Source organism: Pararhizobium sp. LjRoot238, from assembly GCF_964252955.1.
GTDB lineage: Bacteria > Pseudomonadota > Alphaproteobacteria > Rhizobiales > Rhizobiaceae > Pararhizobium.
Map to the genome: position 1 here is coordinate 2,021,972 of NZ_CAXUPP020000001.1, position 13,571 is coordinate 2,035,542.

Below are 13,571 nucleotides of genomic sequence, written 5' to 3' on the forward strand. Positions count from 1 at the left end.
GGGACGCATTGTCCGTCGGACGGGGATTGAGTTTGCAAAATTTGTTCGGATTCAAGAAGCCTAACGGCTCCGTGATAACCCGCTTTTGCGCTGCAGTGGCCCACAAGATGCCGCGTGTCCTCGCATCGCTCCTGATCGCAGCCTCAATGGTCACGCCCGGCATGGCTCCGCCGGTCGAAGCAGCCGGCCAGACCCGCACGCTCAAACTCTATTTCATCCACACCCAGGAAAAGGCGTCGATCACGTTCAAGCGCAATGGTCGCTATGATGCCAAGGGCCTGCAGCAGATCAATCGTTTCCTGCGCGACTGGCGCCGCAACGAGCCGACCAAGATGGACCCGCGGCTTCTCGATCTCGTCTGGGAAGTCTACCAGAAGAGCGGTTCGCGCGATTATATCCACGTGGTTTCCGCCTACCGTTCGCCGGCCACCAACGGCATGCTGCGGTCGCGTTCCAAGGGCGTCGCCAAGAAAAGCCAGCACATGCTCGGCAAGGCGATGGATTTCTATCTGCCCGACGTCAAGCTGAAGAACCTGCGCGAAATCGGCATGAAGTTCCAGGTCGGCGGTGTCGGCTACTACCCGACCTCGGGTTCGCCTTTCGTGCACATGGATGTCGGCGGCGTTCGCGCCTGGCCGCGCATGAGCCGCAACGAACTCGCTCGTCTCTTCCCCGACGGCAAGACCATGCATATGCCTGCCGACGGCAAGCCGCTGCCGGGGTATGAACTGGCCGTGGCCGATTACAAGCGCCGCGTCGGCGCCAGCGCCATTGAAGTGGCAGGCGGCGGTGCCAAGGGACCGGGCGACAGGGATACCAAGCGGAAGGGCAACCTGTTCGCCATGCTGTTTGGCGGCGGCGACGAAGACGAAGAGCCCAATGCAATTGCCAGCGGCGAACTGGAAGGCGCGGGCGAACAGCCGGCCGCCAAGGCCAAGGTCGCTGAAGTTGCTGTTGCCGAGGCCGAGCAGGCTCTTCCCGGCGTCGATGGCTCGCAACAGGCCCCGGAGAAGGAAGTGGCCGCTCCGGTGCCCGGCTCAAGACCGGCCTTCAAGGATGTACCGGCTGATGCCGGCGTCCAGACGGCGCTGGTCGCGCCGACCACGGAAACTGCGCAGGAGGCCTGGGCCGCGGCTCTGCCCGAACCGGCCGCAACCGAAGGCGAATACGCCGATCTGAACGGCTACAAGATTCCCGTGCCGCAGATGCTTGGCAAGCGCGGTTCGAACGGTGATGCCGGCAGCGACACGCTGATGGCCTCGACCGATCCGAATGCCGCGGTGCTGGGTGAGGATGTCGCAGCGCTTGGCTTTGTCCCTGTGCCGGCCATGCGCCCGGCAGACGAGGCCTCCCTGATGGCCGTGGCCGACGCCAATGTCGTCGTGCCGTCCTTTGCAGAACGGACCGAGCAGCAGCCGCAGGCCGTCGCCGAGGCGCAGCAGCCGGTTGAGGCCGTTGCCGAGGCGCAGACACGCGTGGCGCTCGCGCAGGCGACGCCGCAGGAGCGGCCTATCGAATTGGCCGCCTACGTGCCGCCGTCGGGTGCCGAAACACGCGCGGCGATCTTCGAGGATGCCTTCGATGCGAATGCAGAGGCGGCGCCCGCCAAGGGCAAACGTCCGAACAAGCAGGAGGCAGATGCGGCCACTCGTTCATCGGTCCGCACCGAACCGAAGCTGACCCAGCAGATCATTTCCAACTGGGCGCTGTCGAACGGCCGCATGGCAACCTTGTCCAAGCCGGTAAAGGCGCCACGCTTCGTCAGCAAGACGCTGCGGGCCTCGCCGACGACCGTCTATTCGGCCGGCTTCTCGAACGAAGCCGTTTCCGTAGACACGGCACGGTTCAGTGGGAGTGCGGTCAACTTCCTCGAAGTGAAGAAGTTCAGCACGAACTGATCTGATCCATCAAGGGTAAGTCATAAAAAACCCGCCGGAATGGCGGGTTTTTGTTGTTGCGGGGCCGCCGTTTATTCGGCCGGCGCGTCGATCATGCCGAGCGCTGCGAGGTAGGTGTCGAGGATGGCTTCCTGTTCCATGCGCTCGTCCTTGTCCTGCTTGCGGATGGCGATGACCTTTTTCAGGATCTTCGTATCGAAGCCAGTTCCCTTCGCCTCGCCATATACATCCTTGATGTCATCGGCGATGGTCTTCTTTTCTTCTTCCAGCCGCTCGATCCGCTCGATGAAAGAGCGAAGCTGATCGCGGGCGACGCCATGGGCATCCGACATGGTCTTCTCCTTGTTGGGGGGACTGAATTTGCGAGGCTGTGACCTGCCGCGAAGTCGCCTCAAGGTCAAGTGACATTGCGCAACGCCGCACCGATTTCGCGGCGGTCAGGGATCTTGGCGGGTTATTCCCCGGGCTTGTTCGCCTCGAAGGCAGTCTTCTGCTCGCTGGACGCTTCCTTCTGGTAAAGCGACCGCCATTCGTCATAAGGCATGCCGTAGACGATCTCGCGGGACTGGTCCTTGTCCATCGGTACGCCGGCTGCGTTGGCGGCATCGCGATACCAGTTGGACAGGCAGTTGCGGCAGAAACCGGCGAGGTTCATCAGGTCGATGTTCTGGACATCGCTGCGTTCGCGCAGGTGGGCCATGAGGCGGCGGAAGGCGGCTGCTTCGAATTCCAGCTGCTGTTGTGGTGTCAATTCGGTCATCGTCGTCTCTTTCAGCCGTTTTTAGAACGCATAAGGCCCGGTGCGGGAAGGATACCGCCTGATTTCGTGCAATTCAGGGCGTTCATTCAAGCTGGCGAAGATCGGCCCAAGCCGCTCCTCCCATTCCGCCACGCCGATGTCGCAGCCAATCAGGTCCTGCCGGACCTCGATCAGCGCGTGGGCGATGCCGGTTTCCATGCAATGCCGGAACATCGTATCGCCACACAGGGCGCCGTCATAGGGCTCGTTGTTGCCGACAAGAACATCGCCTGAAGCCTCCAGCGCCTCGATCAACGGATGGACTGCGCGCGGATCATTGTCCCAGAGGACGGCGGCATGCCAGGGGCGGGGCACGCCTTTCCAGGCGGGGGTGTAGGAATGAATGGAAATCACCAGCGGCGCCTTGCCGCCTGCCGAACCGACGGCAGCGATGCTTTCCGAGACAGCGCGATGATAGGGCCGGTGAAAGCGGTTGAGGCGGCTTTCCCATTCTTCCGATGAGATGGGATGATTGCCGGGAATGACGGCCCCGTCCGATATCTTCATGATCAGCGTCGGATCGTCCTCTCCCCGGTTCGGATCGATCAAAAGCCGCGAAAAGCGGCTGAGAACGGCGGGAACGCCAAGCCGGGCGGCGAGCCTGCGGACCAGCGCCTCGACGCCGATATCGTAGGCGATGTGCCGCTCGAAGGCGCTTTTGGGAAGGCCGAGCCTGCCATATTCCGGCGGCAGCCGGTTTGTGGCATGATCCGCCAGAAGGACCAGCCCGGCGGCGTTGTTCCCCTCAATGATCTCGAACGGTGATGTTTCCCGCATACAGTATCAACTCGATTCATGCTTGACGAAATTTGATGGCATGCTGCGGCGCTTATCGCAAGGCAAAGGGGAATTTGTGACATTTCAGTCAGCAAAAAGCCGAATATAATCGATTAGAGTCGCGTTGACTTTCCGGGCCTACCGTCGCAAGAAAGTGCCACGATAAATCACAATGGAGACCCATTGGAAACCGTGTCCAGATATCCTCTTTCCAGGCTGAACGTCCGGAACTGGTCCTTGAGTGCCGGTATTCTTTTCGTTCTGGCGGCGTTCTCGCCGGTTCTGATGGCGAGTGAAGCGCGGGCCGAGTTCCGCGTCTGCAACGGCACCCAGAATCTCGTGGGTGTGGCCATCGGCTACCGGGCCAAGGAAGGCTGGATCACCGAAGGCTGGTGGCAGGTTCCTGCGACCACATGCGCGACCCTGATCCAGGGCGAACTTCAATCACGATACTATTACCTCTACGCTGAGGACGCGGCCCGCGGCGGGCGCTGGACGGGCGACGTCAACATGTGCGTCGCCGAAAACGAGTTCAAGATCACCGGCGTGCAGGAATGCTTCGCGCGCGGGTTCCAGCGGATGGGGTTCAAGGAATACGACACGGGGCGTCAGGGGAGCTGGATGGTTCAGTTGTCCGATACTCCAGGGACCCAGGAAAGCCACAACTGATGAAGCGGAACAGAAAAGTCAAAATCCTCGCCACGCTTGGACCTGCGTCCAGCGAAGAAGAGATGATCCAGAAGCTGCACGAGGCGGGCGCTGATCTTTTCCGGATCAACATGAGCCATGCCAGCCACGACATGATGCGCACGCTGATCAAGCGTATCCGCGCTGTCGAGCAGCGCTGCGGCCGCCCGATCGGAATTCTCGCCGACCTCCAGGGTCCGAAGCTGCGCGTCGGCAAGTTCGCGGAAGGCAAGGTCGATCTCGTTCCGGGCCAGACCTTTACGCTCGACAACAAGGACGAGCCGGGCGACAACACGCGCGTCTTCCTGCCGCATCCGGAAATTCTCGAAGCCGTCCAGCCTGGACACCGGCTGCTGATCGACGACGGCAAGCTGCATTTGCGCGCCGATAAGACGGATGGCAAGAGCATCGTCTGTACGGTCATCGCCGGCACCAAGATTTCCGACCGCAAGGGGGTCAGCCTGCCTGACACGCTGCTCGGCGTCGGTGCACTGACCGAAAAGGACAGGGCCGATCTCGATGCCGTGCTTGAGACGGACGATGTCGACTGGGTTGCCCTGTCGTTCATCCAGCGGCCGGAAGATCTTTCCGAAGTCCGCAAGGTCTCGCGCGGCCGCGTCGGCCTGATGTCGAAGATCGAGAAGCCGCAAGCAATCGAGCGGATCGACGAGATCATCGAACTCTCCGACGCCCTGATGGTTGCTCGTGGCGACCTCGGCGTGGAAATGCCGCTGGAAGCGGTTCCTGGTCTGCAGAAGCAGCTGATCCGCGCTTGCCGCCGTGCCGGCAAGCCCGTCGTCGTCGCAACGCAGATGCTGGAATCGATGATCTCGGCGCCAGTCCCGACCCGCGCCGAAGTGTCGGACGTTGCCACCGCCGTCTTCGAAGGCGCCGATGCCGTCATGCTGTCGGCCGAATCCGCCTCCGGCGAGTATCCGGTCGAGGCCGTCTCGACCATGGCGTCGATCGCCAGCAAGGTCGAGCTTGATCCGCACTATCCGGGCATCATCTACGCGCAGCGCACGCCGCCGGAAGCGACCGGCGCGGACGCGATTTCGCTTGCCGCTCACCAGATCGCCGAGACGCTGAAGCTGTCGGCGATCGTCTGTTACACCTCGTCGGGCAATACGGGCCTGCGCACGGCCCGCGAGCGTCCGCAGGTTCCGGTGATCGCGCTTTCGCCGGTCATTCAGACCGCCCGCCGTCTTTCTGTCGTTTGGGGCCTGCACAGCGTCGTCACCAGTGACGCGACCGATCTTGACGACATGGTCAACCGCGCCTGCCGCATCGTCGTGACCGAAGGTTTTGGCAAGCCGGGCGACCGGGTGATCATCTCGGCCGGCGTGCCGCTCGGAACGCCGGGCGCCACCAATATGCTGCGCATCGCCTATATCGGCTCGGACGGCCTCAGCGGCGTTTGAATCCACTGCATAATTCCTTAAGTCGGAATCGATTTAAGGGAAAAATTATGCAGCAGATCAAAGTGTTACAGCGACCTTTGCGCGTCTGAAAAGACGCGCGGCGCTGTAACGGCATGTCTCTTGGGACGCCGCGTTTCCGGTCGGAAGCGCGGCGTTTTTCATTCAGTCTTGTCGCCGGCTATCCGCGCTTGCGCCTGAGCGGCCAGTTGCTTGAGGTTGCGCTTCTTGCCCGCCAATGTCTCGATCGCGGCGATTGCCAGATCCGTTACGGTATAGTCCGGCTTGTGCCCGAGATTGTGGATGCCCAGGAGCGTCGAGCCGGTGATGTCTTCGTGCAGTTGGCGGGAGTGGATTTCGGGAAGGACGACGCGATCGGCGTCGCCGGTGATGATCACGGCCGGCGCCCTGATTTCCTTGTAGCGCGGCGACACCCGTTTTACGTATTCCAGCAGATTGGCGACATCGACGGCATTGTTGCGGAAGGCGCGCGGTCGGAGCGCCAGATAGGCGGCCGTCTGCTCGACGTAATCATCCGGCCGCTGGTTGGGCTCGAAGACGGCCTTCGTCGCCTTGTCGATCAGGGCCATGCCGACGGGTGGCGCGACGAGGGTGGAAAACAGCCAACCGAACACCGGGACCTTGGCGGCGCCATAATACCATTCGATGCCGCCTGGCCAGGGGTGGGTGGCAGGCGAGAGAAACAGGAGACCGGCCACCATGTCCTTGTGGTTCAGCGAGAAGCTTGCGGCGATCGCGCCGCCGAAGGAATGGCTGACGATGATCGCCCTTTTGATGCCGCGCTTGCGCATCAAGGCGGCGATCGCATCGGCCTGGCCGTCCGGATAGGCGTTCTGCGGACCGCCGCGGTCGGAGAAGCCGAGTCCAGGGCGGTCGAGGAACAGCATGTCGGCGCGTCCCTCAAGCTTGCCTCTGAAGGCGGTCATCTGATCGCGCAGATTGGTACTGGCGCCATGGATGAAGACGAGTGTTGGCAAATCTGCGGATTTTGGACGTGGCACGTAGACGCTGTTCATCCGATAGCCGCCGACGTCGATCAGGTCTCCTTTGTTTGGATTGTTCTTCTCGAAAGCTGCTGCCTGATAGGAGCTGAAACCGAACCCCGTAACGAGCAGGGCGAGAAACACGGATGTGATGAACAGCATGGCTTTCCTGGAGGCGAAATACATCACTCACTCTCTCGCGCGGTTTGTGCGCATGCGCAACCGATCTGGCAATTCAATATCGTACGATACGAGAAAGAGCGACTGGCGGTTTCGCCGGACGCGCAGAGTGCAGAATTATGTGCGATTGCCGGCGAGCTTTTCTTCGAGGTCGCCAAGCTGCTCCTGCGCCTGACGATCGGCCGGATAGATCTCGAGAAACTGCTCCCACGCCCTCAGCGCCAGTTCGTCCTTGCCGGCCGAGGTGAGGATAGCCGCCATGCCGGCGAGCGCGCCGAAATGCCGGGGCTCGATCGCCAGCACCCGGTTGATGTCCGACATGGACTTCCGATAGTTGCCCATCCGGAAATGCAGCGTGGCGCGCTGGTTCCAGCCCTCGACATATTGCGGCGAAAGATAAATGACCTGATCGAAGATATCGAGCGCGGTCGCCTTGCGATCGGCTTCGAGCGCTTTTGTCGCCCATTGCATCAGGAGATTGACCGAGGCGCTGCCCGAATCCTGCCATTCGATGCGGATGCGATCGGAAATCTCGCGTGCCTTTTCGGGGTCGCGTTCGCGTTTCAGCTCGGAAAAGAGCGTGTCGAGCCGCTGCTTCGGCGTCGTCAGTTCCGATGTCGCCGAAGCCTGTGAGGTGTCCGCTGCGAGAAGAGAGGGTGCGCCAGTGATCGGCGCCGAAAGCGCGATCACGAGAATCGAAAAGGCAGACATAAGTTTAACCATGGCAGATAAGGTAGTCCGCCATGGCCGAAGATCAAAATCAAAATTTGAGGCATCATTTCGATGAACCGCCTGAGCCCCGGTTTCTCCACAGAGGAAGGCTCAGGCGCTTTCATTCCATTCGTGAACGGGACCGGAAACGCTGTTTCCGGTTCGCGGGATATGGATCAGCCCTGACGGGCCTTGAAGCGCGGGTTCAGCTTGTTGATGATGTAGATGCGGCCCTTGCGGCGCACCAGACGGTTTTCGCGATGGCGAGCCTTCAGCGACTTGAGCGAATTTTTGATCTTCATTTTTCTGATCCGCAGTTTTGGCGAATCCGAATTCGCCGGTCTTTAACAATCAAAAGCGCGCTTGCAGACCGTTCGGGCCGAGCGCGCTCTTAGGGTGGCAGGCAAATAACCCGGCATCGCAAAAGTGTCAACCACAGAGAGCCGGTTTTAACGCCGGCTTTCGGCTTTTCTGTGGGTTAAACCCTCAAATCAGCCAGGTGACATGGCCCATCTTGCGGCCCGGTCGGGCTTCGGACTTGCCATAGAGGTGGACGAGCGCATTGGGTTTGGCGAGCCATGCCGGTACGTCTTCGATGTCGTCACCGATCAGGTTCTGCATCACGCAATCGGAATGCCGGGCGCCGTCCGACAAGGCCAGGCCGGTGACCGCGCGGATATGCTGCTCGAACTGCGAGACTACGCAGGCGGCTTCCGTCCAATGGCCGGAATTGTGGACGCGGGGGGCGATCTCGTTGACGATCGGCGTCCCGTCCGCCAGCACGAAGAATTCCACGCCGATGACCCCGACATAACCAAGTGCTTCGAGGATGGTTGCTGCCGCGGCACGTGCCGCCGCCGTGGTTGTCTCACCGACGGAGGCTGGAACCGTGGAGGTATGAAGGATGCCGTTGCGGTGGATGTTCTCCGCCGGGTCGAAACAGGCGATCGCCCCATCGGTGCCGCGCGCGGCAATGATCGAAATCTCCCGTTCGAAGGCAATGAAGCTTTCGAGGATGAGCGGCACGTTGCCGAGCGCCATGTAGGCGCCTGCAGCATCGTCCGTCTTGTGGTGAAACAGGCGCTGGCCCTTGCCGTCATAACCGAGGCGGCGGGTCTTCAGGACGCCAATGCCGGAAAAATCGGCCAGCGCCTGTTCCAGCTGCTCCTGGTCGTCGATGGCATGGAACCGGGCGGTCTCGATGCCGCAGCCATTGAGGAACTGTTTTTCCGTTACCCGGTCCTGCGACACTTCCAGCGCCTTGGGCGGGGGGTAGACAGGCAGCGCGCGCGCGAGCCGTTCTGCTGCGGCGACCGGGACGTTCTCGAATTCATAGGTGATGAGGTCGCAGGCTTCCGCGAGTTTTGCGAGTGCCGCCTCGTCGTCGTAATTGGCGACGATCTGGCTGTTGGCGACCTGGGCGGCGGGACAGTCGGGCTGCGGCTCGAGGATGACGGTGCGAAAGTTGAGCCGGGCGGCCGCCATGGCGAGCATGCGGCCGAGTTGGCCGCCGCCGATGATGCCAATCGTTCTCATGCCTGATCCACGGGATATTCGGCAACCGCGGCGCTCTGCTGTTCGCGCCAGTCGTCGAGACGGTCGGCGAGATCGGGGTCGCTGAGCGCCAGGACGGCCGCAGCAAGAAGGGCTGCATTGACGGCGCCGGCACGACCGATCGCCAGCGTGCCGACAGGGATGCCGGCCGGCATCTGCACCATCGAAAGAAGGCTGTCCTGACCGGAGAGCGCCTTGGACTGAACGGGGACGCCGAACACCGGCAGCGGCGTCATCGCTGCCGTCATTCCGGGCAGATGAGCGGCGCCACCGGCACCTGCGATGATCACCTTGAAGCCTTCATCCCGGGCGCCCCGGGCAAAATTGATCAACCGGTCCACCGTGCGGTGTGCCGAAACGATCCGGGCATCATAGGCGATGTCGAGGGCGTCGAGCGTATCGGCGGCATTCTTCATCGTCTCCCAGTCGGACTGGCTTCCCATGATGATGGCGACGGGCGGAGGAGATGCTTTCGTCACGTTGTTCGTTCCGATTGTTACAAGGCCGAATTGCCGAATTCTAAAGCCGGAGCGTTCGCTCAAACTCGCTGCCGGTTCAGGCGATAATGTCGGGAATGATCTGGTCCTCGATCTTGGTGATCTTGTCCTTGATGATCAGCTTCTTCTTCTTCATCCGCTGGATGCGCAGGGCATCGCAGCCTGTCTGGATCATGGCATTGATCGCAACGTCGTAATCTTCATGTTCCTGCCTCAGCCGCGCTACGCTTAGTCTGAGTTCGGCCTGATCCTGATCTGGCATGCACTGTTCCCCGTCGGCGCCGCAGTATGGTCTGCTATCCGCATCAAATCGAGCGTCGCTCTAGCACAGAATTGTTGGTAACGGGAAGTTATCCTTCGCCACGATTTCGCCTTCGACAAATGAAAAATAGCATGGCACACTCACTCGGTTAACGTCGAACATCCGGCATTTGCCCGCCGGGTGCAAGCAAAAGGAAGGGACTGCCACATGACCATTGAGGCTCATCTTGCAACGCTTGAGAAAAAACACGGTGTTCTGGAGCAGGAGCTCCACACGGCTCTTCTGCAGCCGTCGGCCGAAGACCAGCACATCGCCGACATCAAGCGTCGGAAGCTGCGCTTGAAGGACGAAATCGAAAAGATTCGTTCCTCAACTCACTGATTAGGTTAAAGCAATCTCATTCATCGGGAGACTTTTGTTCCAACGCGAGAAACCAACCAAAAAGACGAAACCAATTTTGCAAATCCGGTTGCAGCGTTGTTGATAGACGGGGCGCGTTCAGCGCGGACATGACGTTCGCCACAGTACCGTGGTACCGAGTTTCCCGATGTCTGACCTTTCGAGGTCACGACAATCACGACCAGAACTGATCCAGCCACAGATTGACCCGGTCGAAGCCGGGCTTGTTGATCGCGTAAATCCGTTTCGTACCGCTGGCGGAGACGGAGACGAGGTTTGAGTCCAGCAGGGCCTTCAGATGCTGCGATACAGCCGGGCGGCTGATCGGCAGTCCCTCCGCCAGTTCGTTCACTGTCCGCGGCGCGCGCCGCAGTTCCTCCAGCAGATAGCGCCGGTTCGGATCCGAGATTGCATCAAAGGGATCAACGTTTGACATGCGCAAAAGCTAGGAGAATTCAAAGCTCCCGGCAAGCAAATTGTGCAATGCGGCAATGGAATCTTGCTTTGCGGTATGCAAGCGGGGCGTGTAGCCGTCTTTCGACTTGAACGTAAGCCGCCGCCAAGCCTGACACGCACGCCTTACGATCCCGCGGCAAGCACCACCAGGCCGTCATAGGCAAGTTTCAGGCCGGCGAGGAATGCCATCGTATACATAAACGGATAAAAGACCTGCGGCTGCATCCGCCGAACGACCCAGGCGCCGGCCATCGTTGCCAGCATAGCCAGCGGAAAAAGCGTCAGCGATGTCGTCAGATTGCTGAGATCCAGTTGTCCGAGAGCAAAATACGGGATGAGCTTGACGGCATTGAGGATTGCGAAAAAGCGCACCATGGTGCCGGTATATTCGCGCGGCTGGAGCTTCAGCGGCAGGGCGTAGATCTGGAAGGGCGGGCCGCCCGCATGGGCGACGAAACTGCCATAACCTGCGAAGGAACCGAGAAAGCTCGCCTGTAGCGGCCGATGCGGCTTGGCCGGAATGACGATGCCGCGCCGGGCGCGCCAGACGTTGTAGGCATAACGCAGCACGAAGAGGATGGTGATGACGCCGATGATCAGCCGCAGCGCATCGCGCGGCACATAGGCCGCGGTCGCCCAGCCGATGGCGATGCCGACAAGAGCGCCGGGCAGAAGGATCGTCAGCGTCTTCGTGTCGCCGTGCTGGCGCCACATCCACAGCGAGACGAGGTCCATGGCGATCAGGATCGGCAAAAGCAATGCGGCCGCCTGCACCGGAGAAACGGCGAGCGACAGGAGGGGCACACCCATCAGGGACAGCGCTTCGCCCATGCCGCCCTTGCTGAAACCGACAAGCAGAACTGCGGGAATGGCGACGGCATAGAACTGAAAATCGGGAAGCATGGGTATCGGTTGATCCTTTTGCCTGCAGGGTCTATCGCTTTTGCGGATCGAAATCGAGTAGGGGATGGCGCGCGACGCGCATTTCATCGGGAACAGAAACATTATGAGCAATACAGACAACCGCTGCCGCCTCGTCCTCGTCGCGCCTGACATCGCCGATGTCGAAAGCCGCGCGCAAATCCTCGGCGACGCGTTGCGCGGCGGCGATGTGGCTTCGGTCATCCTGCCGCAATACGGGCTGGACGAGCATGCCTTCCAGAAACACGCGGAGGCGCTTGTGCCGCTGATCCAGAAGGCGGGTGCGGCGGCGCTACTTGCCGGCGATACGCGGGTTGCCGGCCGCGCCAAGGCCGATGGCCTGCATGTGACCGGCAATGCGGCGGAGCTTGCCGAGGCGGTCGAGAAATTTTCACCCAAACTCATCGTCGGCGGCGGCAATGCCACCGACCGGCACCATGCGCTGGAAATGGGCGAGATCCGCCCGGACTATGTCTTCTTCGGCAAACTCGATGGTGACATCAAGCCGGAGGCGCATCCCAAGAATGTCGCGCTCGCCGAATGGTGGGCTTCGATGATCGAGATCCCCTGCATCGTCATGGGCGGCACGGATCCGGAATCGGCGCTGACCGTTGCCGAGAGCGGCGCCGAGTTCGTCGCGCTGCGGCTTGCCGTCTTCTGCGAGCCGGAACAGGCGCCGGCCGTCGTCGCGCAGGTCAATGCGCTTCTTGACGAAAAAGCGCCACGGTTTGAAGATTAAGACATTTCCATGTTGATCCGTCTCTCTTCATCGCGGCACCGCCTTCCGCTTTTCCTGATGTGCGCCTCGTTACTCGGCGTGCCGGTCTGCTTGCGCGCGGAGGATGCGTTGCCCGGCGTGAAGGCGGTGACGCCTGCCGTGGAGGGCGAAACCGGCGAGGGGGCCGTTGCCAAGCGTGGCCGGATCACGCCGTTCAATGGTGCTGCCTTGCCGGAAGGCGAAATACCGGCGCTGCAATCTGCGGAAGACGCCAAGAAGACGGATGCTGAAAAGCTAGAGCCGTCGAGCGGCGTCAATGTGCTGGACCGGATGGGCGCGGAACTGCCGGCCCTGCCGCAGGAAAAGGCGTTCGCCGGCAAGGCTGACGACGCCTATGGCGCGTTTCAGCGCGGCTACTATCTGACCGCGATGGAACTGGCCTTGCCGCGGGCGCAGCTCGGCGACGCGGCGGCGCAGACGCTGGTCGCGGAGATCTTCGCGCAAGGGCTCGGCGTTGCTCGCAATACCAAGGATGCAGCATTCTGGTATGGCCAGGCGGCCAATGCGGGCGATCCCGGCGCCATGTTCAAATACGCGCTTCTGCTGATGGAGGGGCGCGATGTTCCGCGCGACAAGAAGAAGTCGGAAGAGCTGATGAAAAAGGCTGCCGACCTTGGTAATCCTTCCGCCCAGTTCAACTACGGCCAGTTGCTGGTCGCCGACATGCCGGGCGAAAGGGGGCTGAAGGCGGCGCTGCCCTATTATGAGAAATCGGCCGAGCAGGGCATTGCCGACGCGCAATATGCGCTGTCGCAGATCTATTTGAACGTCGATGGCATCGATGAGAACAAGCGGGCAAAGGCGCGCGACTGGCTTTTGCGCGCTGCTCGCGCAGGCTTCGATACCGCGCAGCTCGACCTTGCCATCTGGCTGGTCGATGGCATCGGCGGCGACCGCAATCTCGATCAGGGCTTCAAGTGGATGCGGCGGGCGGCCGAGGGCGGCAATGTCGTGGCGCAGAACAAGCTGTCGCATCTCTATGTCAATGCGATTGGTACGCGTCCCGATCCGGTCGAGGCTGCCAAATGGTACGTGCTTTCGCGCAGGGCCGGATTGAAGGATCCCGCGCTGGAGGATTTCTATCTCGGGCTGACCGAAGAACAACAGAAGGCGGCGTTGAGCGCTGCCAACAAATACCGGTCGTCCTGAGCGAGTTTTCAGCGCAAGACTTGAACTTTCGGGGGTTTTGTGGTCTTGAAGCGCCGGATTGGCTGGCCGGTCGGCGCGGCC

The 13,571-nt window shown here is 61.2% G+C and carries 17 protein-coding genes; 6 read left to right on the forward strand and 11 right to left on the reverse strand.

Features of this window, described 5'->3' with window-relative positions; all coding sequences use genetic code 11:
• Positions 1-32 precede the first annotated feature (32 nt).
• A complete protein-coding gene (locus ACSQ3F_RS09860) occupies positions 33-1,898 on the forward strand; it encodes a DUF882 domain-containing protein (RefSeq protein WP_436100057.1) in 1,866 nt (621 codons plus the stop codon).
• Between the two features lie 71 nt (positions 1,899-1,969).
• Here ACSQ3F_RS09860 and ACSQ3F_RS09865 read toward each other — a convergent pair whose 3' ends face one another.
• The 3 genes from ACSQ3F_RS09865 to ACSQ3F_RS09875 form a co-directional block, all read right to left on the reverse strand.
• Entirely contained in the window at positions 1,970-2,230 is a 261-nt protein-coding gene (locus tag ACSQ3F_RS09865; protein ID WP_436100058.1) for a DUF2312 domain-containing protein, read from the reverse strand.
• A 122-nt stretch (positions 2,231-2,352) separates the two neighbouring features.
• Positions 2,353-2,658 carry a DUF1244 domain-containing protein gene (locus ACSQ3F_RS09870; protein WP_436100059.1) on the reverse strand — a complete coding sequence of 102 codons (306 nt, stop codon included), beginning with the start codon at positions 2,656-2,658 and terminating at the stop codon, positions 2,353-2,355.
• Positions 2,659-2,679: 21 nt separating this feature from the next.
• Complete coding sequence (locus ACSQ3F_RS09875; RefSeq protein WP_436100060.1) at positions 2,680-3,474, reverse strand: N-formylglutamate amidohydrolase; 795 nt, start codon at positions 3,472-3,474, stop codon at positions 2,680-2,682.
• A gap of 285 nt (positions 3,475-3,759) precedes the next feature.
• Here ACSQ3F_RS09875 and ACSQ3F_RS09880 point away from each other — a divergent pair, with 285 nt between their 5' ends.
• Positions 3,760-4,143 carry a DUF1036 domain-containing protein gene (locus ACSQ3F_RS09880; protein WP_436102096.1) on the forward strand — a complete coding sequence of 128 codons (384 nt, stop codon included), beginning with the start codon at positions 3,760-3,762 and terminating at the stop codon, positions 4,141-4,143.
• The gene (pyk, locus tag ACSQ3F_RS09885) at positions 4,143-5,582 is read left to right on the forward strand and encodes a pyruvate kinase (RefSeq protein WP_436100061.1); all 1,440 of its coding nucleotides are present in this window, start codon (positions 4,143-4,145) and stop codon (positions 5,580-5,582) included. Before ACSQ3F_RS09880 ends, pyk begins: the two co-directional genes overlap by 1 nt.
• 158 nt (positions 5,583-5,740) lie before the next feature.
• Here pyk and ACSQ3F_RS09890 read toward each other — a convergent pair whose 3' ends face one another.
• The 6 genes from ACSQ3F_RS09890 to ACSQ3F_RS09915 all read right to left on the reverse strand — a co-directional run bounded on the left by ACSQ3F_RS09890 (position 5,741) and on the right by ACSQ3F_RS09915 (position 9,787).
• The gene (locus tag ACSQ3F_RS09890) at positions 5,741-6,769 is read right to left on the reverse strand and encodes an alpha/beta fold hydrolase (protein ID WP_436100062.1); all 1,029 of its coding nucleotides are present in this window, start codon (positions 6,767-6,769) and stop codon (positions 5,741-5,743) included.
• A gap of 111 nt (positions 6,770-6,880) precedes the next feature.
• Entirely contained in the window at positions 6,881-7,474 is a 594-nt protein-coding gene (locus ACSQ3F_RS09895) for a tetratricopeptide repeat protein (protein WP_436100063.1), read from the reverse strand.
• A gap of 176 nt (positions 7,475-7,650) precedes the next feature.
• Entirely contained in the window at positions 7,651-7,776 is a 126-nt protein-coding gene (ykgO, locus tag ACSQ3F_RS09900; RefSeq protein WP_018327898.1) for a type B 50S ribosomal protein L36, read from the reverse strand.
• 184 nt (positions 7,777-7,960) lie between these two features.
• On the reverse strand, positions 7,961-9,010 hold the full coding sequence (locus tag ACSQ3F_RS09905; RefSeq protein WP_436100064.1) for a 5-(carboxyamino)imidazole ribonucleotide synthase: 1,050 nt from the start codon (positions 9,008-9,010) through the stop codon (positions 7,961-7,963).
• Entirely contained in the window at positions 9,007-9,471 is a 465-nt protein-coding gene (gene purE / locus ACSQ3F_RS09910; protein WP_436102097.1) for a 5-(carboxyamino)imidazole ribonucleotide mutase, read from the reverse strand. The genes ACSQ3F_RS09905 and purE overlap by 4 nt, the downstream gene beginning before the upstream one ends.
• Positions 9,472-9,583: 112 nt before the next feature.
• Positions 9,584-9,787 (reverse strand): YdcH family protein, encoded by a 204-nt coding sequence (locus tag ACSQ3F_RS09915; protein WP_018327895.1) that lies wholly within the window; start codon positions 9,785-9,787, stop codon positions 9,584-9,586.
• A 207-nt stretch (positions 9,788-9,994) separates the two neighbouring features.
• Between ACSQ3F_RS09915 and ACSQ3F_RS09920 the strand changes: the two genes are divergently transcribed.
• Positions 9,995-10,168 carry a YdcH family protein gene (locus tag ACSQ3F_RS09920; RefSeq protein ID WP_436100065.1) on the forward strand — a complete coding sequence of 58 codons (174 nt, stop codon included), beginning with the start codon at positions 9,995-9,997 and terminating at the stop codon, positions 10,166-10,168.
• A 193-nt stretch (positions 10,169-10,361) separates the two neighbouring features.
• Here the strand turns inward: ACSQ3F_RS09920 and ACSQ3F_RS09925 are convergent, their stop codons facing one another.
• Both ACSQ3F_RS09925 and ACSQ3F_RS09930 read right to left on the reverse strand, forming a co-directional pair.
• Positions 10,362-10,622, reverse strand: a complete 261-nt coding sequence (locus tag ACSQ3F_RS09925) for an ArsR/SmtB family transcription factor (protein ID WP_275784999.1) — start codon at positions 10,620-10,622, stop codon at positions 10,362-10,364.
• Between the two features lie 143 nt (positions 10,623-10,765).
• Positions 10,766-11,545 (reverse strand): sulfite exporter TauE/SafE family protein, encoded by a 780-nt coding sequence (locus ACSQ3F_RS09930; protein ID WP_436100066.1) that lies wholly within the window; start codon positions 11,543-11,545, stop codon positions 10,766-10,768.
• Between the two features lie 103 nt (positions 11,546-11,648).
• Between ACSQ3F_RS09930 and ACSQ3F_RS09935 the strand changes: the two genes are divergently transcribed.
• Both ACSQ3F_RS09935 and ACSQ3F_RS09940 read left to right on the forward strand, forming a co-directional pair.
• Positions 11,649-12,302 (forward strand): thiamine phosphate synthase, encoded by a 654-nt coding sequence (locus tag ACSQ3F_RS09935; RefSeq protein WP_436100067.1) that lies wholly within the window; start codon positions 11,649-11,651, stop codon positions 12,300-12,302.
• Between the two features lie 9 nt (positions 12,303-12,311).
• Positions 12,312-13,490, forward strand: coding sequence for a tetratricopeptide repeat protein (locus ACSQ3F_RS09940; RefSeq protein WP_436100068.1), 1,179 nt, complete (start codon positions 12,312-12,314; stop codon positions 13,488-13,490).
• The last annotated feature ends 81 nt before the right edge of the window (positions 13,491-13,571 follow it).